This is a genomic window from Lysinibacillus fusiformis, assembly GCF_002845985.1.
GTDB lineage: Bacteria > Bacillota > Bacilli > Bacillales_A > Planococcaceae > Lysinibacillus > Lysinibacillus fusiformis_D.
Genome location: NZ_PDFK01000007.1, coordinates 71,445 through 93,494 on the forward strand (window position 1 = coordinate 71,445; position 22,050 = coordinate 93,494).

A 22,050-nucleotide genomic window follows, 5' to 3' on the forward strand; every position below is an offset into this window, starting at 1 on the left:
ATGACGTTTGAAGAAAAATTACAGGCATATGCAGAGCTTGCGGTAAAAGTGGGTGTCAACATCCAACCAGGTCAGTACCTATTAGTCAATACATCGGTAGATGCTTTGGATTTTGTTCGTTTAGTTGTTAAAGAGGCTTATAAGGCTGGCGCAGGACGTGTACATGTGAATTTTTCAGATGACGAAATGGATCGTGCCTATTTTGAACATGCTTCTGACGAGGAGTTTAGTCGCTTCCCTGAATGGGTCGTAAAAATGCGTGATGAGCTTATTGAACGTAAAGGGGCTCTATTATGGATTGATGCAGCAGATCCTGATAATTTGACAGGCATTCCGGCAGACAGATTAGCAACCCACCAAAAAGTATCTGGTGCAGCATTGAAAAATTATCGTAATGCCGTCATGAAGGATTTAATTGCTTGGTCCATTGTTGCGGTCCCTTCACCTAAATGGGCAGCAAAGGTATTCCCCCATTTAACAGAAGAGCAGCAAGTACCTGCCTTATGGGAGGCAATCTTTAAAACAGTGCATATTGGGGAAGGCAATGCAGTGGACAATTGGCGTCAGCATATAGCCAATTTAGAATCGCGTGCACAGCTTCTAAATAATAAAAAGTATGCAAAGCTTCACTATACAGCACCGGGTACAGATTTAACAATTGCTTTAGCACCACAACATAAATGGGTTACGGGTGGCAGTAAAACGCCAGAGGATAATGTCTTTGTTGCCAATATGCCAACTGAAGAAGTGTATACTCTTCCAATGAAGCAAGGTGTAAACGGTTATGTCAGTAATTCAAAGCCATTAGTTTATCAAGGCAATATGATTGATGGCTTTAAATTAACATTTGAAGAGGGCAAAATTATTAAGGCAGAGGCTGAAGTTGGTCATGATTTATTACAAGAACTAATTCAAGTGGATGAAGGCTCAAGCTATTTAGGTGAAGTAGCACTTGTCCCTCACGAATCACCTATTTCAGCGTCAGAGATTTTATATTTCAATACATTATTCGATGAAAATGCTTCAAACCATTTAGCTATTGGTGAAGCATATCCGACTTGCTTAGAAGGTGGTAGAGACTTAGAAAATGGTCAGCTTGAAGCATTAGGAGCTAATATTTCTGTGACACACGAAGATTTTATGATTGGCAGCGGAGAAATGGACATTGATGGTATTTTACCAGATGGTACGGTAGAGCCTATTTTCCGTAAGGGTAGCTGGGCTTTTTAATCTTTAGTCAAAAAGAAAAGGAGGAGAGCAGATGAGACGATTATGGAGCTTAATCGGTGTGACGATATTATCCATGACATATTGGACTTCATCTGCTTTTGCTCAAACGGAAAGCTACGTGGCGATTGGAGATTCATTAGCTGCAGGTCAAACACCTTATCAAGAAATTGATGTAGGGTATAGTGATTTAATTGCCATGAAATTAAGTTCGATTGGACAATTATCGTTTTATACAAAAGAGCTCGCTTTTCCAGGCTTTACAACAGCGAATGTGTTAGACCGAATTCAATCGGAGGAAGCGCAACATTTATTAGCAAACGCCACACTGATTACGGTGTCAGCAGGTGCCAATGATTTATTGCGTCTTGTTCAGGTGAACCCAAGTGCTGGAACTTTAGCTTTTTCACAGTTGCAGACAGATTACGCTTTAAACTTGGCGAGAAAAAATATGACAACGATTTTAGATGAGTTAGTAGAACGTGCACCAAAAGCAAAGGTATATGTCATGGGCTATTATTTTGCCTATCCAACTGTCCATCCGTCGCAAAAAGAAGGAACCAATGCACAGCTAGTTAAATTAAATGCGATTTTACAGCAACAGGCAGAGCATGCAGGAGCAGTTTATGTAGATGTCTATGATGCCTTTGGATTGAATGGAACAAGCTATTTACCAAATAGTGCTGACGTCCACCCGAATGCTGAAGGCTATCGTCAAATGGCTAACTCATTTTTACAGGCTTATAGTGGTAGTGATGCTTTACAGATTTCTTCATCAGAATTACCTAAGGCAAATCCTTTGTCATTTGAGGAAATTGTCAAGCAACAATCATCAGCGAAGCCCCGGAAAGAGAAAGTGACACAACAACAGCCTGCTCGTGTTGCTTACGTTATTCAGGGATTCCCAGGTTATCAAGCTTTTATCAAAAACATCTAAATAATCGTTAGCAAAGGCATCTTACCCAATAAGATGCTTTTTTTCTATGAAAGCCAATATTGGATAGAACTACTAAACTGCTAGAGAGCACTAGAGAGGCAATAGTCATGCTAAAATAGAAAGAAGACTAGGAGGTACAACAATGAAAATATTTCATACAGCAGATTGGCACTTAGGAAAACTTGTTCAAGGTGTCTATATGACAGAAGATCAACAGTATATTCTCGAACAATTTATACAAGCGATAGATGAGGAAAAACCAGATGTAATTGTCATAGCAGGTGATCTATATGACCGTTCGATGCCTCCTATAGAGGCAGTCAATTTACTAAATGATGTAGTAGCAAAAATTGTATTAGAGAAGAAGATTCCTGTTTTAGCGGTGGCGGGAAATCATGATAGTGCAGGTCGACTGAATTTCGGTAGTCGTTTAATGAGTGATAGCGGTTTATATATCAAGGGTCAATTTACAAAAAATCATGCACCTATTGTTTTGAATGATGAGCATGGCGAAGTGCATTTCCATCTTGTACCGTATGCAGAGCCGGCTTCTATTCGCAGCATCTTTGAAGAAGAGGCAATCCGCTCTCATCAAGATGCCATGCAAAAAATAATTGAGTATATCACGCCAGACATGGATTCAAGCAAACGTCATGTTTTTGTTGGACATGCTTTTGTAACGAAGTATGGTGAGGAAGAAGCGAATACAAGTGATTCAGAGCGACCGCTTTCCATAGGAGGCTCAGATTGTGTGAGTGCAGCTTTATTTAAACCCTTTCATTATACAGCACTTGGGCATCTACATAAGGCACATTTTGTCTTAAATGAAACCATTCGCTATGCAGGCTCTCCATTAAAATATTCGTTATCTGAGCATTTACATGAAAAAGGCTTTTTAATCATTGATTTAGATGAGCATGGTAATAGCACAGTAACTAAAAGAAAGCTTGTGCCAAGAAGAGATTTACGAGTAGTAGAAGGTCAATTAGAGGATTTATTAAAGCTCACACCAAGTGATGATTATGTATTTGTCAGATTGACGGATACAACTTCGGTGTCTTCGCCGATGGAACGCATTCGCAGTGTGTTTCCGCACGCTATGCATGTGGAACGTAAGGTATTACGACAAGAGGTGTCGCGTGAGCTACAAGTTGTAGAAACGGAAAAACTAGAGGATATTGATTTATTCCGTTCTTTCTTTACCGATATTATCGGTATTCAGCCAGATGAAGATACGGAACGCCTTTTCACAGAGATGTTACAGGAATTATTAGATGAGGAGCGAGAGACAGTAAAATGAAGCCATTAAAGTTAACGATTACTGCATTTGGTCCCTATAAAGACACTGAAGTAATTGATTTTCAAGAACTAGGGGAACATCGATTGTTTGCTATTTCTGGTAAAACCGGTGCTGGAAAAACAACCATTTTTGATGCCATTTGTTATGCCCTTTACGGATCAGGCAGTGGTGAGGATCGTCAGGATACGGCTTTACTGCGAAGTGGCTTTGCTCATGATGATATTTATACAGCTGTAGAGCTCATGTTTGAAATGCATGGAAGGGTCTATCAAATAATACGACAGCCCGGTCATATTAAAGAAAAAAATAAAACGATTACTGGGAAGAAAATAGAGTTAGCTGAAGTAAAAGAGGGAAAGCTTGATTATAGCATTGTAGAGAAGCAGCAAACGCTTGAAGTCGATAAAAAATTGCAGGAAATAATAGGTCTCACAAAAGATCAATTTAGCCAAATTGTGATGCTACCTCAAGGTGAATTTCGCAAGCTATTAACCTCAGATTCTACAAACAAAGAAGTTATTTTGCGGAAAATCTTTAAAACAGACCGCTTTGGTGTCATGACGAAAAAGCTTGATGCTAAACGAAAAGAGGCAGAGAGTGATCTACAACGTGCCAAACAATTAAAAGAACATTTACTTGGTCAAATTGACGGTGTCTTACCACAACGTTCATCAGCGTTATTCACATTAATTGCTGACAAAACGGAAAATTTACATCAACTAAAGCAGGCACTTGATGAGGAGATTATTTACTATACAAAATGTATTGAGGATGAACAGCTACAATATGAAGAAGCTTATAGCCTTCATCAAAAAGAACAAGAATATTATCGATTAGCTAAAACACTGAATGAGCAATTTGATGAGCAAGCGAATCGACAGCAGCGACTACAAATGCTGTTACAAGAGCAAGACGTATACAGAGCGAAGGAGCAGGAGATTGTTTTAGCAGAACAAGCAGAGCGACTTATGCTACTTGAACAACAATGCATTGATTTACGTGCTGAACTTAATGTAAAGGAACAAGCTTTTCAGCAAGCACAAGTTAAGCATCAGCAAACAGAAGAGCAACTGCAGCGAGCCCAAGAAAAATATAGGGTAGAAGAGGCGAAAGAGCCTGAGCGTCAACAAATTTTGCAGCAGGAATTGCAATTATTAGCGTCATTACCTAAATTCGAGGCCTATGAAAACAACGTGCAGCAGCTGCAAATAGCTGAGCAATATGTTGAAACAGCAAAAATGGCGGTGGCTGATAACCTGACGTTATTGGAAAAAGAACAAGAGCAATTGCAGCAATTTTCTCAAACGATGGAAGGCTATGAAAAACAGGTTGAGCCATATGAAAGCTACTTAGAACAGTTACCGAAACTACGCGAACAGGTAGCTTTAGTCAAACAAGCTGAGAAATATAAAAGTGCCGTAGAGTTAGCACAGCAGGACGTAGCTTCCTCAGACATTCACTATCAAGAAAGTAAAAAGGCCCTTCTATTATTGCAGCAACGGTGGCTGACAAGTCAGGCTAGTATTTTAGCGGAACAGCTAAAGGAAGGGGAGCCCTGCCCTGTTTGTGGCAGTATGACTCACGAGAAAACACATAAAGAGCAACTGGAAGTTATTGAACTTGCTCAAGTGGAAACGTTAAGAGTGAAGGCTTCTTCAGACGAGCGTATGTATCTAGAGAAGGCAGCACTTTTGTCATCTACGCAACAGCTTCTTCAAGATACATATCAGCAGCTAGAAGCACAGCATATTAAACAAGAAGACCAAGCACAGCTCATCGCTACTTTACACAAGACGGAGCAAGAGATTGCGAGCTTAAAAGTTGTCCATCATCAACTAGCAGATATGCGATTAAAGCTAAAGCATCAACGTGATAGAATAGAGCAGCTTAGAAATAAACAGATGGAATTAGAGCAATATTTAGCTGAGCACATGAAAGAATGGACAAGATTACAAGCGGTTGTAGAAGAACAGCTCAAGCAGATGCCAGCCAATTTACCAACATTACAGCAATTAAAGCAACAACTTACGGATGTTAGTAAACAGAAAATGGATTTGCAAAAAACATGGCAAGAGAGTCAAGAAAATTTGCATGTCGTAAAAGAAGCGACAAGTAATGCAAAACTAACTGTAGAAATCGCCAAACAATCTTTTGAGGAATTACAGCTCAAAATGAATGAAAAGCGGCAGCAATTTTCAGCAAGCATGCAGGAAATCGGCTTTGACAGCTATGAGGAATACGCAGCTGCCAAACGGAGTGCGAGCCAATTGGAGGCGCTTCGCAAAGTATGCAGTGACTATGCTTTACAGGTACATACCCTGAAAATCCAAATAACTGAAGGGGCTATGTATCTTCAAGGGAAAGAGAAGCAAGATTTAGTGATGATGGAAGCAAAAGTAGAACAACTTCGTACAGCGTATGAGGAAGCATTTAAACGTTTGCAACAGATGAATGGTTTTGCACAAGCATGCCAGGGCTTTATAAAAAAAGTGGAAGAAACAGCGAGAGAGCTTCAGTTACTTGAACAAGAAGCTGGTCGAGTAAAGGAACTCTATGGATTATTAAACGGACAAAATTCGAAAAAGCTGTCCTTTGAGCGATACATTCAAATTAATTACTTAGACCAAATTACCGATGCCGCTAATATTCGTCTTTATCACTTATCAAATGGTCAATTTGAGCTTAGACGTTCTGATAGACTAGAAAAGCATGCGAAGCAAAGTGGGCTTGGGCTTGATGTATATGATGCCTATACGGATCAATTACGTGATGTGAAAACATTATCCGGTGGCGAAAAATTTAATGCTTCCTTAAGTCTTGCTTTAGGAATGGCAGATGTCATTCAAAGCTTCCAAGGGAATATTCATATTGAAACCATGTTTATTGATGAGGGCTTTGGCTCGCTTGATGAGGAATCTTTGAATAAAGCAATTGATACATTAATTGCTTTACAGGATTCTGGTCGTATGATTGGCGTGATTTCTCATGTGCCTGAATTAAAATCGGCGATGCCAGCGGTCTTACATGTAGAAAAAACATTGAATGGACATAGTCAAACCCACTTTGAAGTGAAATAAATAAAAGGCGTATTTCCAAAACAAGGGAATACGCCTGCTGTTTATTTTTTTCGAGGGGTGGCTGTAGGTGTTGTCCCTTTTTTTGCAGCCATTACTTTTTTCACGATAGGAATAACAATAGGTGCTAATTTTACGGCGGTTTTCACAACATTTGATACTTTCATTCAAAAACAGCTCCTTTTACAATTACTACTACCTGTTTCGCTTAAAAATGAAACATTAACGAATAACACGAACAGCTTGAATAATATTCCATATTACAATTCCTAGTGAGACGATGGCATAAATGGCAAACGAAACGAACCAAATAATCAACATCGTATTATTGCCTGACGTTGGATCCAAATTAAATGTAGAAAAAACAAAGACAATAAAGAACAGAATGCCGAAAACAAAAGGAATTAAATGAGAGATAAGTGCACGAATTGAATGTCTTTTTACGTCACTATCTTTCGTAATAATGTACACAATTAATGGGACGATAAAAGGGGCGAAGAAAATACTTAAATAACTAAAGGCAGATAAAATTTTTTGGTTCTCCATAGTTGTACCTCCTTTTTTAATATTTACGCATGAAAAACAGCAAAGTTTCAAAAAAATAATATATGGAAGAGGTTGTAATCCTTCTATCCTTTGCGTACAATGAGAATGTTCAAATAAATTCAGATGTAACGACCACAAGGGGAGCTGATGATGTCAGCTGAGACTGGGCACGTAATGCCTTGACTCTTTGAACCTGTAAGTTAACGCTTGCGTAGGGATGTGGATAGAAACCGACACTAGTACGATGTGAGGCTCTGTCCTGGCATCGTTTTTTCATTCTTGAGGGAATAAAAAGGTGTCAGAAAGAGACATATCAGCGCATTTCTATTCCTGCTCTTGTATCCTACATCGGAACAAAGGAGAGAATATATATGGACAAAAAAAGACTATTAATGCTTGTGGAGATTGCGATATTTGCAGCAATCGCTCTTGTGCTTGATCAGGTTTCCTTTAAAGTATGGGCACAAGGTGGTTCTGTTAGTCTAGTCATGGTACCTATTATGTTAATAGCATTTCGCTGGGGCTTAGTAGCTGGGCTAACAACTGGATTACTCGTGGGTGTAATGCAAACCATGTTTGGTGCTACGATTGTGCACTGGCTACAAGGATTCCTTGATTATGGTGTTGCTTTCACAGTTGTAGGATTAGCGGCGGTTGTGCGTGGACCCGTGTTGGCGGCTGCCAAAAATGCCAACAAAACAAAAATGGCACTTTACATTATATTAGGTACGGTGCTTGCGGGCTTCTTACGATATGCAGCCCACACGATGGCTGGCGCTGTATTTTTTGCAGAATATGCTGGCGATCAAAATGCATGGATCTATTCCATCATCTATAATGGTACATATATGCTACCAGCAACTATTTTAACGGCAATTGTAGGCGTTCTTTTATTCACAGCTGCTCCACAATTAATGCAAAGAAAAGCATAAAACATGCCCCTCACATTTGTGAAGGGGCTTTTTTGTCGCAAATAACTCTTTGCGCACTTCGCAAAGTAAGGAAGCATACAATATTTAAAGCGTTTATCGTTATACGCATAACAAGTTATGTTATATTAAAGTATAGATATTAGATGAAAGGGACGTTATACATGATTGTAAAAACGCAAGAAGAGATTGAAGCTTTTAAAAAAATAGGACGCATTTGTGCTGAAATTCGTGAAGCGATGAAAGCTGCCACAAAACCAGGTGTTACAACATTGGAGCTAGATGAAATTGCTGGCCGTATGTTTGCAGAGGCTGGCGCGATATCTGGTCCAAAGGGAGAATATGATTTCCCAGGGTATACATGTATTAGTGTCAATGAAGAAGTGGCGCATGGTATCCCCGGAAAACGTGTTATTCAAGAGGGGGATATTGTAAATATCGATGTTTCTGGTTCATTAAATGGCTACTTTGCTGACACTGGTATTTCATTTGTGGTTGGTGATGGCTATGAGGACAAAGAAAAGCTATGTCGCGTTGCCAAAAGCGCCTTTGATCGAGCAATGACAAAGGTAAAGGCTGGGTCTAAATTAAATCAAATTGGTAAGGCAGTTGAACGTGAGGCGAATGCTAATGGCTTAACTGTTATTATGAATTTAACTGGTCATGGCTTAGGTCAATCTTTACATGATGAGCCGAATCACATTTTAAATTACTATGATGCATGGGATTCTACAATTATGAAAGAAGGTATGGTGCTTGCGGTTGAGCCGTTTATCTCAGCGAAGGCAGAGCATATTGTAGAAGCTGGTGATGGTTGGACATTCATTACACCTGATAAATCACTTGTAGCTCAAATTGAACATTCAGTCATTGTAACAAAAGATAAACCGATTATCCTAACATCATTAGACGAAGAATAGAATGCAATGAAATGAAAAATCCTGCTTACCAATTTATTTTTGGTAGGCAGGATTTTTTTTAATAAATAAAATACCAACAAAGAGAACACCACATAAAAAGAAGGCGGCGGTAGTGACAAGTAGCTCATCAAAACCATTATGTAAGGCGATTCCTATATAAGCCCAAATAAAAACACTAGGAAACAAAATATCAAAGTGATGGAAACGGATATGTAGCGCAAGTGCTCCACCTAATGTCAGCAAAATTACTGCCCAAAGAGGCGTACTAAGACCAAAGCCGTTCCAACCATAAGCCGTTAACGTAAAACTGATATTCGTAATAAAAATAAATGTCATCCATGCAAAATAAATGGAGAAAGGAATACGACCCGACATTGCTTTGTCATGAAGAGGGTACGTATTATACAACATAAATAAATACAAGACTAAGAGTAATGTAATGCCAAGTGAAACAATAAATAACTCATGATGCCATACGTATATCATCAATGCTTGCAATATATTTATGCAGCTAAAAAGCGCAGACTGTTTCATAGTTGTCTTTTTGATATTCATAACTAACCAATAACCGAGTAAAAAATAAATAAGAATCCAAATTACATGACTTACACTAACTGGTGCAAATACTACAGAAAAGCGATTAGCGATTTCTAGCATAGATTGACCGTTGATATTCACGAAAAAGGATGAAAAGGTTAGGATGAGTGAGACAAGATAAGAAATTGTCATCAAGATAAACCGAGGCATGTTTTCCTCTCCCTTCGTGTTAGATTTTATAGGGAAAAGACAAATAAGTATAGTGCTGTCACTATTTTTATTATAACGGAAACTTTCAACAATGTATCGTGTTGTTTTGCTCGTAATATCTACAATTTACCATCTCAATAGGCATCCATATATTTCTTTAGTACAATAAGAATATCCAACCAAAAGGAGTGAAGTTTCATGGCACAAAATTTGAAAAACCTAGACCTATCCATTGAACTAGATAAAAAGATGTATAAAAAGAAATTAAAAGTACTCCAATATGAAATGTTAAATGCACAGCAGTTTTTACTAAAAAACAAAATAGGTTTAATCTTAGTATTTGAAGGAATGGATGCTGCTGGTAAAGGTGGCGCGATCAAACGATTGATTGAACGTGTAGATCCGCGCGGTTATGTGGTACACCCTATCTCAGCTCCACAGCCACATGAATTACGCTATAACTATTTACAAAGATTCTGGAGAAAATTACCGCAGCATGGACAAATCGCTATTTTCGACCGCTCATGGTATGGACGTGTACTAGTAGAGCGTATCGAAGGCTTTGCAACAAAGGATGAATGGTCTCGTGCGTATGAAGAAATTAATAATTTCGAGAAAATTTTAACTGCGGGAGATTACATAATTATTAAGTTCTGGCTACATGTTTCAGATGAAGAGCAATTAAAACGCTTTAAAGAACGTGAAGAAAACCCTTATAAATCTTGGAAGCTAACAGACGAGGATTGGCGGAATCGAGAAAAATCACCACAATATATTGAAGCGGCGAATGCAATGTTTGACAAGACAGATAAAAAGGATGCTCCATGGATTTTAGTTGCTGGAGACGATAAAAAACATGCGCGTGTTCAGGTGCTTCAAGAAACAATTGCACATATTGAACGTGAGGCTCAAAAACGTGGTTTTCATCTAACAAATGTATTAGCTAATGGACAGCTAGAGGATGCTGATTCATCCAGTTTAGAAATAATAAATGAGAAAAAGCAAGAACAAAAAACAAAATAATAAAATGGTGCTGCTGTAACAATAAGACATGAGCTGTTTTAGTTGTAGCAGCATCTTTTTTTACATACAATGAAATAAAACTAGGGTTTACAATCATTAGATTGTAGCCAATGTGAACAGAGAATGAGAAATGTACTGATATTTATTGGAAGGCTAGTGTGGAGAAATGGTGCTTAAAATTTGGAATTTATTAAGAAAAAAGGGTGGGAATGTGGTAACGATAAAGGGGGAAAAATGCTACATCCGCACATTCCAAGAAAAAGATGCACGAAGTTTATCGGGTCTCGTAAGCCGCAATAAATACTTTTGGTCTGTATACGAGCCACTACAAAAACCTGAATATTATACAGTTGATGCTCAATATAAAAAAATTCAAGAGAGTCTCTATTTAATGGAGTCAAAACGAGAATTTACTTTTGGTATTTTTGAGCATGGAACAAATAATCTAATAGGGCATATTGCACTTTATGCTGTAAAACGCTTACCGTACTCAAGTGCATTTGTTGGCTATGCGATGGATGAAATCTATGTAGGCAAGGGAATCGTCACAGAGGCTGTAAATATGGTGGTGAGATTCGCATTCGATCAAATTGGTTTACACCGTGTAGAGGCATATGTCTCTACACAAAATAACCCCTCTATGCGCGTATTAGAGAAGGCTGGATTTCAACAAGAGGGTCTGCTAAGGAGGCTACTGTATATTAATGGCCGATGGGTAGATCACTATATGTATGCGCGTTTAGAGGATGAATAGAAAAACAAGTGCCTATCCTTCACGAGAGATGGGCACTTGTTTTTTATTAGCTATTATTTGCTACCGTCTTCAATTAAATCAAGATGACCTGTATTCGGATCAATGATTAAACCATGAACAGGAACGTCTTTCACCATTAATGGGTGATTACGAATCGTATCGACACTTTTCTTAACACTTGTTGCTACGTCACCGAAACCACGTAAAAATTCTTTTAAATCAAAACCAGAATATTCCAACATTTTGATTGTTTCTGGATCAATACCCCTTGTCACCATTTCACTAAGCATAGCATCAGGGTCAACTGCACTCATTCCGCAGTCATAATGTCCAACGACATACACTTCATCAGCTTGTAGGCCATAGACAGCCACTAATAAACTACGCATAACTGCACCGAAAGGATGGCTTACTAATGCGCCAGCACTTTTCACTATTTTTACATCGCCATTCCGCAAATTCATAGCTTTTGGTAAAAGCTCTACAAGACGAGTATCCATACAAGATAAAACAACAATACGTTTATCAGGATATTTTGTAGTGATGAATGGTTCATATTTCTTTTCTTGTACAAACTCTTTATTAAACTCTAAAATATCTTGTAACATTGTCATGAATATTGCTCCCTTCCTTACAAAAATATTTTAGAGCAAAACGTTCAATATGCAAACAATAAAGACTTTTTTCAGATAATTTTTACAATAAAGAAGCAGTTTCCTACGCTTTAATAGATGAAAATAACTTGTAAGTGATAAAAAAACAGCTACCATTGCAGTAGCTGTTTTTTTATACATTAATATTCTTCGTTTGGCTTTGGATCTACAGTTACTGAAGACTTGCTATCTAAACCAACTTGTAGGTAGTGGATGAAGAATCCCGTTGAAATTAATAAAACTGCTGAAAAGCCAAGAACAGTTGTAATGAACATTATTAGAGCTCCTCTCTACTTAAATGATCTACTAAACTTCCCTAAAACAATTATACAATAGGTTACTAGGAAAATCTAAGGATAATTTATGACAACCTTAACATACTTAGCCTAGAATACTATTAGTAGGAATGGATTATTTAGATTGCCCAATTTCCATCGCGGAATATTGGGTCTATTTGATCATCATGAGTAATTCCAGCTATATTCATCTTATCCGATCCAATCATAAAGTCTACATGTGTCAAGCTTTGGTTAAGACCATGTGCACTTAATTCCTCAGAAGTCATTTCTTTACCACCCTCAATGCAAAATGCGTAGGCACTGCCAATGGCTAAATGATTCGAGGCATTTTCATCGAATAATGTATTGTAAAATAATAAATTAGATTGTGAAATAGGTGATTGATGTGGAACTAATGCTATTTCACCAAGATAATGAGCACCCTCATCTGTTTCAATAAGGGAAGCTAAAATTTCTTGTCCTTGCTCTGCCTTCACGTCAATGATACGACCATCCTTAAATGTTAAAGTGAAATGATCGATAATATTGCCTCCGTAGCTTAATGGCTTAGTACTGGAAACATACCCATTAACACCTGTTTTTAAAGGGGCTGTAAAAATTTCTTCTGTAGGCATATTGGCCATAAATGCTTGGCCCTGTGTATTAATACTACTGCCACCTGTCCACACATGATGTGTAGGTAACTCAATAGTTAGGTCAGTGCCTGGAGCAGTATAGTGGAGCGACTTATATTGCTTCCCATTTAAATAATCAGCTTTGCTATGTAATTCCTGATCGTGAGCATGCCAAGCTTCTATAGAATGTTCAACGTCAATACGTGTCGCTGCAAAGATGGCTTCCCATAATGCATCCATTTGTTGTTCCTCTTGTAAGTGAGGGAATACTTTTGCTGCCCAGGCTTTAGATGGAGCAGCGATAACTGACCAACTAAATTTATCAGACTGTAGCGATTGATAATAGTTTGCTAATGCTTTACCAGATGCTTTTTGGAAGGCCATGATTCTGTCACGCTCTATACCTTTTAGTAAATCTGGATTTTGTGAGCTAATGCTTAAGAAAGCGGCTCCGTGTTCAACCAACCATTCACGCTCTTGCACTTTCCATGGCGGGAAGAAATCAAATGAGTCTTTTGGTGCTCCCTCATAACGAGCACGTACAAGCTCGTCATCCGATAAATCGACAAATACCTGTTTTGCACCATTTTTATAAGCTATTTTGGTAATTATTTGCGCCAATTTTAGGTTATCAGTCGAACAGCTTATATAAAGATACTGACCTTTTTGGATATTTACTCCTACTTTCACAGCTAATTCGGCATATTTTAGTAATTTTGTGTTAAATGATAATAACAAATTCATATCCCCTTTCGATATAAGACAGTTTAGTGTAATATTCTTAATTCAATATAATCAAAAATGGTCGAAATGTGAATAAAAAGCATTAATTACATCGAAAAATAAGTGAAATACATTTATACTAGGAATATATATATTTAAAATATGGAAAAACAGACGAAAATAACAGTAATAGTAGATTTGGAGGTTCTAGGATGGATAAATCGTCGATTATAGGGTTAATATTTGCCTTAGTAGCACTATTAACGGGGATGGTGATGAAGGGTGTAAGCTTAAGTGCATTTTATAACCCTGCAGCCATTCTAATTATCATTTTTGGTACTATTTCAGCAGTAACAATTGCCTTTCCAATGCAAGAGTTAAAGCGCGTACCGAAGCTATTTAAAATTCTTTTTAAAGAAACGAAATTAGCGAATGATATAGAAATTATTAAAATGTTTTCACAATGGGCTGACTTAGCTCGTCGTGAAGGACTATTAGCACTTGAAAGCAAGGCTTCTGAAATTGAAGATCCATTTTTAAAAAATGGTCTTACATTAGCAATTGATGGTCAAAATGCTGACTACATCCGTGATGTACTAACGGAAGAAGTGGAAGCAATGGAAGAGCGTCATGCTAGTGGGTCTGCTATTTTTACGCAAGCAGGTACATATGCACCAACTTTAGGGGTTCTTGGTGCAGTAGTAGGGTTAATCGCCGCATTGGCTGATATGAACGATATCGAAAAGCTTGGACATGCTATTTCGGCTGCTTTCATGGCTACATTACTCGGTATCTTTACAGGTTATGTTTTATGGCACCCATTTGCGAACAAGTTAAAGCGTAAGTCTGCTTTAGAAGTAAAACAAAAGAGAATGATGATTGAGGGTATCCTTTCAGTATTAGAAGGGGAGGCTCCACGTGTAATTGAACAGAAACTATCATCATACTTAACGATGGAAGAACGTCGTCAAATTTCTGGTGAAAGCGGGGCGGGTGGCCTTGGCAAAGAAAGCTAAGAAAAAAAAGCATGATGAACATATTGATGAATCTTGGTTAGTTCCATACGCAGATATTTTAACTTTGCTCTTAGCTGTGTTTATTATTTTATTTGCCTCAAGTTCAGTTGATCAAGAAAAGTTAGAGAGAATGTCGGCGGTATTTAGTCAAGTATTTGACGGTGGAACAAGCTTTCTAGAGCAGCCTGCACCAGTACCAAGCCCGAATGCAGATAGCGACCAAACGCCACAGCAAAATTCGGCCTATTTAAAGGATCAACAAGAGCTAGCAGCTATTAAAGATAGTGTGGACAACTTTATTGCAGTTAATGAGATGGAAGGTCAATTTGCAACTGAAATGACAGATGAGGGATTGCTTGTAACTATCCGTGATAGTATTTTATTTGATCCTGGTAAAGCAACGATTAAACCAGAATATATTCCAATTGCAAAAGAGCTTGCGGATGTATTAGTGTCTAATCCACCTCGTAATATTGTTATTACAGGTCATACAGATAATGTGCCAGCTGGCCCTAACTTCTCATCAAACTTGGAGTTATCATTAATGCGTGCGTCTAATTTTTACATGGTATTATTAGATAGTAATTCACAATTAAAGTCTGAGAACTTTAGTGCGAAAGGCTATGGTGAAAACCGAGCGATTGCTCCAAACGATACAGCAGAAGGTCGTGCACAGAACCGACGTGTAGAAGTGCTTATTCAGCCATTGGTTACCGAAGATGGTTCAGAAGCAAAAAATACACAATAATAAAAAGCTATTAGCGGCTGACCAATCGTCACATGCTAATAGCTTTTATTTACTTTACTTACGTAAAGACCCCAATTCAGCAACAATCGCTTGCATTTCACTTGGGCTAAATGTTTCTCTTTTCATCACCATCTCATATAAATACACTAAATCTTCATAATTAGCTTCATCGAAATGTTCTGATTTCATTGCATCAACATTCACCATGCGTAGCTTGTCCTTCATTTGATCCACCATATACACTACGTTTTCCTTAGACGGAACTGATAAATCCATTTTTTACCCTACCTTTCATAATCCTCGCACATATCATTTCATTGAATAAAAAAAATGTCAACTCCGTATTTGAGCATTGCTTTAAAAATAGACTGTTATTGGGTAGAATAAGTGCAGGAAGCTGTTTATTTATGAAATAATAGGGAATATGCAAATACACAAGCAGGGGGTTATAAATATGGGTCAGAGTAAATTATTAGCTTCAATCGTAGCAGGAGCAGCAGTTGGTGCTGCATTAAGTATGCTCGATCGTACAACGCGTGAAACAACAATTGCTACAACTAAAAAAATGAAGGAAGCCATCACATATTATGCATCAAATCGTGAAGAACTACAGGTGCTAGTGGAGGAAAAAGTGCTGGCAGCAAAAGTGCTTTGTGAAAGCGTGTCTGATAATGTTAACACGATTGCTGAGAAGGTTGATGAATTTAAAGAATTACCTTCCACAATACAAGGGATGATTGAGGACACGAAATCAGCCTTTACTTTACCTGAAAAAGAGTAAAGGAAGCTTTAGGAGGAATTATATGGAAGGAAAAAAAGCAACAATGCAAAATGCTTTTGGGTTCGTAAAGTCGTTTGTCTCTCCTGAGGAGGAATCGATTGACGTGATGACATCCAAAGGCTTTGTTCAAGATTTAATAAGTCGGCTAAAGCGAGTTGAAATATCTGCGCTTGCTGCACAATTGGCTTATTTCTTTTTACTATCGTTCTTCCCCTTACTTATTTTCTTAGTGACGCTATTACCGTATCTAAATTTAGAAACGACACAGGTCTATTCATTTTTAGTGAATATCTTACCAGATGAAGTGTATAAGCTGATTGAAAATACGCTGAATGAGATTTTAACAAATCGAAATAGTAGTTTATTGTCCATCGGGGTTCTCGGTACAATTTGGTCTGCATCGAAAGGTATTAATGCGCTTATTCGAGCTTTAAATAAAGCCTATGATACAGAGGGGAGAGCTGGCATATTGGATAGAGGGTTGTCACTGGTTTTTACAATCGCTCTTGTAATTGTGATGGCTGTCGCTCTCTTACTACCAGTTTTTGGTCAGCAAATAGGGCATTTCCTATTTTCAATCGTTGGAATTGAGGAGCAATTTGAATCTATTTGGCACAAATTAAGATGGTCAATACCACCTTTACTTATTTTTATCGTTTTAATGGGAATCTACTGGGTCGTTCCAAATACAAGCCCGCGTTTAAAAATAATGGGTGTATGGCCAGGGGCGATGTTTGCGACACTTGCCTGGTTAGCAGTCACATATGGTTTCTCTTTCTATATTAATAATTTTGCAAATTATTCTGCTACATATGGTAGTATCGGTGGTGTCATTATTTTAATGCTCTGGTTATACTTTACGGGGATTATTATCATCTTTGGTGGGGTATTAAATGCTACCATGCAAAAAAGGGCACTACAAAAAGAACTTCATGAGTAAGGAAATAACAATAAAACAAAATGAGCCTCGCTTTTCTTTATGAGAAAGGCGAGGCTTTGTCATTAGATATTTTTATTGAGCATGCGTAAACCGTTTAAAATAACTAGAATTGTACTACCTTCATGTCCGATTACACCTAAAGGTAGGTCGACTACTTGTAAAAAGTTAGAGGCGATTAATAAAACAATAACACCGATAGAGAAGAAGATATTTTGTTTTACAATACGCTGCATTTTACGAGATAAGCGCACAGCATAAGCAATTTTGGATAAATCATTTTTCATTAACACAACATCCGCTGTTTCTAATGCAACGTCTGTTCCTTCACCCATCGCAATGCCAGTAGTTGCCGTAGCTAATGCAGGGGCATCGTTAATACCGTCGCCGACCATTCCAACAAATTGATGTTGTGTAAGTAGGCGTTTCATTTCAGTAACTTTTGTTTCAGGTAGACATTCTGCTACATATTCGGTAACGCCAGCTTCCTTTGCAATGACTTTGGCTGTTTTTTCATTGTCACCTGTGAGCATTACTACTTGAATACCGAGATCTTTTAATAGAGCTACAGCCTTTTTAGCTTCGCTGCGTACAGTATCTTTTAGAGCTGTTAAGGCAACAATACCATGCTGATCCCGAATAAAAATAACTGTTTTCCCTTCTGCGGCAAGTTTTGTAGCTGCACTATTTGCAAAGTCATTGGCAAGCTGAGTACCAACAAACTCAGGTTTCCCTACTTGATACTCCTCATTGTGGATCGTCCCTTTTATACCCCAACCAGGAATATCCTCGATTGTTGCCTGTGGTAATGTGTTAATTCCTTCTGCTTTAGCGTATGTGGTAATGGCTTGAGCTAGTGGGTGATTGGATTGCGATTCAATCCCTGCAAGCTTTGCTAAAGCTAGATTACGATCTACGCCTTCTCGGACAATAAAGTCTGTAACAACTGGTTTCCCCTGTGTTAAAGTACCTGTTTTATCGACAGCTAAAGCACGTAAAACACTGAGATGCTCTAAATGTAAGCCACCTTTAAAAAGCACACCATTTTTTGCACCATTTGAGATGGCTGCTAGTGTTGCAGGCATAATTGATGCTACGAGTGCACAAGGGGATGCAACCACCAATAACACCATTGCTCGGTAAAATGTCGTTGTCCAATCCCAGCCGAGTAAAAAGTGGGGAAGGAACATCATTAAGGCAACACCTAATAACACAAATTTTACATAAGACCCCTCAAATTTTTCGATGAATTGTTGTGAGGGAGATTTTTCACTTTGCGCACTTTGGACAAGTTGTATAATTTTTTTGAAAAGTGTTTCTGAATTTGCTTTGGTCATTTCCATCGTAATAGCACCATTTAAATTTACTGTGCCTGCAAATACTTCGTCACCTTCGATTTTTGAGACAGGCAGCGGCTCTCCACTAATAGCCGATTCATCAATAGAAGACTGTCCTTTGAAAATAATACCGTCTGCTGGAATGCGTTCACCTGGTTTTATCAATAAATGATCGCCGATATTTAACGTGGACACGGACACTTTCATAGGTTCAAATTCGCCACGCACTAACCAAGCTTCTTCTGGCTGTAAATTCATAAGTGCTGATATTTCACGATGACTTTTATTCATTGCATATGTTTCAAGTGCACCACTTACTGCGAAAATGAAAATAAGAATAGCTCCCTCTGTCCAATAGCCGATTGCTGCAGAACCAATGGCGGCTAATACCATCAATAGCTCTACATTTAATTTTCGATCTTCAATCGTTTCTTCAATGCCCTCTTTTGCTTTTGCGAATCCACCTACAAAAAATGCAATTAAATATAGTAGAACTGAAGCAGTTGTTTGTCCGCTCGTATCTAAACGCCATGCAAGTAAGATGAAAATGCCCGCCATCAATGCAGCGATCAATTCAGCATGTTCTTTTGTTTTCTCAATTAAATTTATATTTTCTCGATTAGAGTATTCCATCTATATCCCTCCTGATAATGAAAATCAATATCAAAACCTTTATAAATTAATATTTATTAAAGTTTTTAATTGAAAATGGATTTCAATTACCATCTCTTTTATTTAGAATTATTATAACAAAGGAATTTATAAAAATAAAGTAGGAAGTTTGAAGGATATTTACTTTGACCATAGGGTGATGATGATAGGGGATTTTAAATAAAAAAAGCACAGTCTATTCACTAGGAATATTCTGTGCCTTACAAAATGGTGCAATCAAATGGATGACTACTACCGTTTATTTAATTAGAAAACTCTTTCTGCATGCAAAGCAAGTTTATCTAATGATGATTTATCGACATCTGCATGTAGAGAGTTACCATGTGAGTCCATTGTTACAACTGCTGTAAAGTTTTCTACATTTAAGTGCCACATAGCTTCAGGAATACCAAATTCCATTAAATCAACGCCGTCAACACCTTTAATGCAGTCTGCATAGTATTGGGCTGCTCCACCGATTGCATTTAAGTAAACGCCACCATGTTCATTTAGAGCTTTTAATGTTTTTGGTCCCATTCCACCTTTACCAATCACAGCACGGATACCGAATTTTTTCATAATATCACCTTGGTAAGGCTCCTCACGAATAGAAGTAGTTGGTCCAGCTGCTTTTACTGTCCAGTGGCCTTCCTCATCTTTTGCCATTACAGGTCCGCAGTGATAAATAACTTGTCCATTTAAGTCCACTGGTGCATCGTGGCTCATTAAATGGTGGTGGATAGCGTCACGGCCAGTATACATACGACCAGTAATAGAAACGACATCTCCCACTTTTAGTGAGCGAATTTGTTCTTCCGTAATTGGTGCAGTAAGCTCTACTAGATTTGTAGTTGTATCTTCTGTTGTAGCAGCTACTTCATCTTCTTTGAACGTGATTTTTTCACCTTCTTGGTAGTGCCAATTCATAATTTCACCTGTTTGTGGATCGATGTCCACAGCCATACGACGGTAAGCCCAGCAGTTATAAGCTACAGATACATAGAAGGAAGCAGGGATACGGTGCATCACTCCAATTTTACAGCCTAGTAATGTTGCTTCACCACCGAAGCCCATTGTACCAATACCAAATGTATTAGCTGTTTTGACAACATACTCTTCTAATTTTGCAAGATCTGAATTTGGGTTTGTATCTTCAACATGGCGGAATAATTGTTCTTTTGCTAAATCGTAGCCAGAAGAACGATCTCCACCAATGCCTACACCGATGAAACCAGCTGAACAGCCCTGACCTTGTGCTTGGTACACAGAGTGTAAAATACATTTACGAATACCGTCTAAGTCACGACCTGCACGACCAAGACCTTCTAATTCGCATGGTAAGCTGTACTGAATGTTTTTATTTTCACAGCCGCCGCCTTTTAGAATTAATTTAATTGTAATGTAATCTTTTTCCCATTGTTCGAATTTCATAACTGGTAAACCATCACCAAGGTTATTCCCACTGTTTGCACCAGTTAAAGAATCTACCGCGTTTGGACGTAATTTAGCATCTGCTGTTGTATCATTGATTGCTTTTTTGATTGCAGCTTTAATTTCTAATTGGTTTACGCCAACAGGTGTATAGATTTTGAAAGTTGGTAGCCCTGTATCCTGACAAATTGGTGACACATTATCTTCTGCCATAATAATATTATTTGCAATTGTGTCTAAGCTCATTGCAGCACGTGTACCAGCATTCTCAGCTTCTTTTGCTTTTTTAATAGCACGACGTACATCCTTAGGTAAATTCGTAGATGTTTCAGTAATTAAATCATAAAGACTTTTCTCCAAAGTTTGTAGATTCATTGGTATTGCCCCCCATAGAAAAATTGATTATTTCCACGTTACATTATACTCTTTTCAACTAATGAAAAAAAGAGTCCTTATCTGAGAGCCCTAAATTAAAGCTTGTTTTCATAGTATTTTGAGAAGGGGTTGATTTAATAGAACGTTTGTTCTAAAATAGAAGTGAATCCACAATTAGGAGGAATTTGAATGGCTGCTAAAACTTTACTTGAATTACCGGAAGAATTTGAAAAATATAGACCATTAATAGAAGAAACAATGAAGCCTGTTGTATTGGTTGATACGAAGGTAAGCAAAACATCTTTATTTCAAAGTAAGTTTGCAGGGGATCCCTATTTTCCACTGTCGATGGAATATCCAACAAATAACAATGGACAACCTTTGAAGCTATTAGCTCAAATTAATTTTACAGAAGTACCAAAGCATCTAGCGAATTTTCCAAAAGAGGGTATATTACAGTTTTATATTGATGGTTATGACGATGTATTAGGAATGGATTTTGATAATGGACAAAATCAAGAAGGATTTCGTGTTATCTTCCATGAATCGATCGTGCATGATGAAACAAAGCTCGTTCAAGATTTTTCATTTGTCAAATTAGTGGATGAGGAGATGTATTTTCCTGTAGAGTGTGAAATGGCACTATCCTTTCAAGCAGGCTTTGAACCATTGTCCATTGATGATTTTAGAAGTAATGACATGTACGCCAGTATCTTAACATCAATAGAGGATGATGATACATTAGAAGATGCTTTCTATGATGCTTTGACTGGTGATGGACATAAAATAGGTGGGTATCCGTACTTTACACAGGAAGATCCACGAGCATACGGTGATTATACGGACTCTACAATCATGTTATTACAGATTGATAGTGTAGGTGATGATATCCTTTGGGGCGATTGTGGTGTCGGCAACTTCTTCATTACAGCAGAAGAGCTAAACAATAAAGATTTTAGCAAGGTACTTTATAATTGGGACTGCCACTAAAAAAACAAGCGAGCGCATAATGTGCTCGCTTGTTTTTG

The 22,050-nt window shown here is 37.9% G+C and carries 22 protein-coding genes and 1 riboswitch; of the genes, 13 read left to right on the top strand and 9 right to left on the bottom strand.

Annotation, left to right across the window (positions count from 1 at the left end; translation table 11 throughout):
* From CRI88_RS18445 to CRI88_RS18460, 4 genes are all read left to right on the top strand, one after another.
* Positions 1–1,230 (top strand): aminopeptidase, encoded by a 1,230-nt coding sequence (locus CRI88_RS18445; RefSeq protein WP_036123355.1) that lies wholly within the window; start codon positions 1–3, stop codon positions 1,228–1,230.
* A 31-nt stretch (positions 1,231–1,261) separates the two neighbouring features.
* Positions 1,262–2,164: an SGNH/GDSL hydrolase family protein gene (locus CRI88_RS18450; protein WP_101966926.1), complete on the top strand. Its 903-nt coding sequence runs from the start codon at positions 1,262–1,264 to the stop codon at positions 2,162–2,164.
* A 142-nt stretch (positions 2,165–2,306) separates the two neighbouring features.
* Positions 2,307–3,464 (top strand): exonuclease SbcCD subunit D, encoded by a 1,158-nt coding sequence (locus tag CRI88_RS18455; protein WP_036123348.1) that lies wholly within the window; start codon positions 2,307–2,309, stop codon positions 3,462–3,464.
* A complete protein-coding gene (locus CRI88_RS18460; RefSeq protein ID WP_058843705.1) occupies positions 3,461–6,541 on the top strand; it encodes an AAA family ATPase in 3,081 nt (1,026 codons plus the stop codon). The genes CRI88_RS18455 and CRI88_RS18460 overlap by 4 nt, the downstream gene beginning before the upstream one ends.
* A 41-nt stretch (positions 6,542–6,582) precedes the next feature.
* Here CRI88_RS18460 and CRI88_RS23040 read toward each other — a convergent pair whose 3' ends face one another.
* Both CRI88_RS23040 and CRI88_RS18465 read right to left on the bottom strand, forming a co-directional pair.
* The gene (locus CRI88_RS23040; RefSeq protein WP_255358792.1) at positions 6,583–6,705 is read right to left on the bottom strand and encodes a hypothetical protein; all 123 of its coding nucleotides are present in this window, start codon (positions 6,703–6,705) and stop codon (positions 6,583–6,585) included.
* A gap of 55 nt (positions 6,706–6,760) precedes the next feature.
* Entirely contained in the window at positions 6,761–7,084 is a 324-nt protein-coding gene (locus CRI88_RS18465; protein ID WP_036123342.1) for a magnetosome magnetite crystal formation protein family, read from the bottom strand.
* Positions 7,085–7,211: 127 nt separating this feature from the next.
* A riboswitch (TPP riboswitch) is annotated at positions 7,212–7,319 on the top strand.
* A gap of 136 nt (positions 7,320–7,455) precedes the next feature.
* Here CRI88_RS18465 and thiT point away from each other — a divergent pair.
* Complete coding sequence (thiT, locus tag CRI88_RS18470) at positions 7,456–8,016, top strand: energy-coupled thiamine transporter ThiT (RefSeq protein ID WP_058843704.1); 561 nt, start codon at positions 7,456–7,458, stop codon at positions 8,014–8,016.
* A 161-nt stretch (positions 8,017–8,177) separates the two neighbouring features.
* Positions 8,178–8,933 carry a type I methionyl aminopeptidase gene (gene map, locus CRI88_RS18475; protein WP_036123336.1) on the top strand — a complete coding sequence of 252 codons (756 nt, stop codon included), beginning with the start codon at positions 8,178–8,180 and terminating at the stop codon, positions 8,931–8,933.
* 33 nt (positions 8,934–8,966) lie between these two features.
* On the opposite strand, the gene CRI88_RS18480 is transcribed toward map, so the two are convergent.
* Positions 8,967–9,680 (bottom strand): hypothetical protein, encoded by a 714-nt coding sequence (locus tag CRI88_RS18480; protein WP_036123333.1) that lies wholly within the window; start codon positions 9,678–9,680, stop codon positions 8,967–8,969.
* A 198-nt stretch (positions 9,681–9,878) separates the two neighbouring features.
* Here CRI88_RS18480 and CRI88_RS18485 point away from each other — a divergent pair, with 198 nt between their 5' ends.
* On the top strand, positions 9,879–10,703 hold the full coding sequence (locus CRI88_RS18485; protein ID WP_058843703.1) for a polyphosphate kinase 2 family protein: 825 nt from the start codon (positions 9,879–9,881) through the stop codon (positions 10,701–10,703).
* A 166-nt stretch (positions 10,704–10,869) separates the two neighbouring features.
* Positions 10,870–11,457 carry a GNAT family N-acetyltransferase gene (locus CRI88_RS18490; RefSeq protein ID WP_051891670.1) on the top strand — a complete coding sequence of 196 codons (588 nt, stop codon included), beginning with the start codon at positions 10,870–10,872 and terminating at the stop codon, positions 11,455–11,457.
* 53 nt (positions 11,458–11,510) lie between these two features.
* Here CRI88_RS18490 and CRI88_RS18495 read toward each other — a convergent pair whose 3' ends face one another.
* The 3 genes from CRI88_RS18495 to CRI88_RS18500 form a co-directional block, all read right to left on the bottom strand.
* The gene (locus CRI88_RS18495; RefSeq protein WP_036123327.1) at positions 11,511–12,071 is read right to left on the bottom strand and encodes a beta-class carbonic anhydrase; all 561 of its coding nucleotides are present in this window, start codon (positions 12,069–12,071) and stop codon (positions 11,511–11,513) included.
* 179 nt (positions 12,072–12,250) lie between these two features.
* Positions 12,251–12,385, bottom strand: coding sequence for a hypothetical protein (locus tag CRI88_RS23045; RefSeq protein WP_255358791.1), 135 nt, complete (start codon positions 12,383–12,385; stop codon positions 12,251–12,253).
* A 140-nt stretch (positions 12,386–12,525) separates the two neighbouring features.
* Positions 12,526–13,767, bottom strand: a complete 1,242-nt coding sequence (locus CRI88_RS18500; protein ID WP_058843702.1) for an aminopeptidase — start codon at positions 13,765–13,767, stop codon at positions 12,526–12,528.
* 191 nt (positions 13,768–13,958) lie between these two features.
* On the opposite strand from CRI88_RS18500, the gene motA reads away from it, so the two are divergent.
* Together motA and motB are read left to right on the top strand one after the other, a co-directional pair.
* On the top strand, positions 13,959–14,762 hold the full coding sequence (gene motA, locus CRI88_RS18505) for a flagellar motor stator protein MotA (RefSeq protein ID WP_101966928.1): 804 nt from the start codon (positions 13,959–13,961) through the stop codon (positions 14,760–14,762).
* Positions 14,746–15,510 carry a flagellar motor protein MotB gene (gene motB, locus CRI88_RS18510; RefSeq protein WP_036123321.1) on the top strand — a complete coding sequence of 255 codons (765 nt, stop codon included), beginning with the start codon at positions 14,746–14,748 and terminating at the stop codon, positions 15,508–15,510. The genes motA and motB overlap by 17 nt, the downstream gene beginning before the upstream one ends.
* 54 nt (positions 15,511–15,564) lie before the next feature.
* On the opposite strand, the gene CRI88_RS18515 is transcribed toward motB, so the two are convergent.
* The gene (locus CRI88_RS18515) at positions 15,565–15,786 is read right to left on the bottom strand and encodes a DUF1128 domain-containing protein (protein WP_036123318.1); all 222 of its coding nucleotides are present in this window, start codon (positions 15,784–15,786) and stop codon (positions 15,565–15,567) included.
* 178 nt (positions 15,787–15,964) lie between these two features.
* Here CRI88_RS18515 and CRI88_RS18520 point away from each other — a divergent pair, with 178 nt between their 5' ends.
* Both CRI88_RS18520 and CRI88_RS18525 read left to right on the top strand, forming a co-directional pair.
* Positions 15,965–16,291 (top strand): hypothetical protein, encoded by a 327-nt coding sequence (locus CRI88_RS18520; RefSeq protein ID WP_058843701.1) that lies wholly within the window; start codon positions 15,965–15,967, stop codon positions 16,289–16,291.
* A gap of 22 nt (positions 16,292–16,313) precedes the next feature.
* Positions 16,314–17,231 carry a YihY/virulence factor BrkB family protein gene (locus CRI88_RS18525; protein ID WP_036123312.1) on the top strand — a complete coding sequence of 306 codons (918 nt, stop codon included), beginning with the start codon at positions 16,314–16,316 and terminating at the stop codon, positions 17,229–17,231.
* A 62-nt stretch (positions 17,232–17,293) separates the two neighbouring features.
* On the opposite strand, the gene CRI88_RS18530 is transcribed toward CRI88_RS18525, so the two are convergent.
* Complete coding sequence (locus CRI88_RS18530) at positions 17,294–19,198, bottom strand: heavy metal translocating P-type ATPase (RefSeq protein ID WP_058843700.1); 1,905 nt, start codon at positions 19,196–19,198, stop codon at positions 17,294–17,296.
* A 285-nt stretch (positions 19,199–19,483) separates the two neighbouring features.
* Positions 19,484–21,022, bottom strand: a complete 1,539-nt coding sequence (locus CRI88_RS18535) for a fumarate hydratase (protein WP_036123075.1) — start codon at positions 21,020–21,022, stop codon at positions 19,484–19,486.
* Positions 21,023–21,211: 189 nt separating this feature from the next.
* On the opposite strand from CRI88_RS18535, the gene CRI88_RS18540 reads away from it, so the two are divergent.
* On the top strand, positions 21,212–22,012 hold the full coding sequence (locus tag CRI88_RS18540) for a YwqG family protein (protein ID WP_058843699.1): 801 nt from the start codon (positions 21,212–21,214) through the stop codon (positions 22,010–22,012).
* Positions 22,013–22,050: the final 38 nt, after the last annotated feature.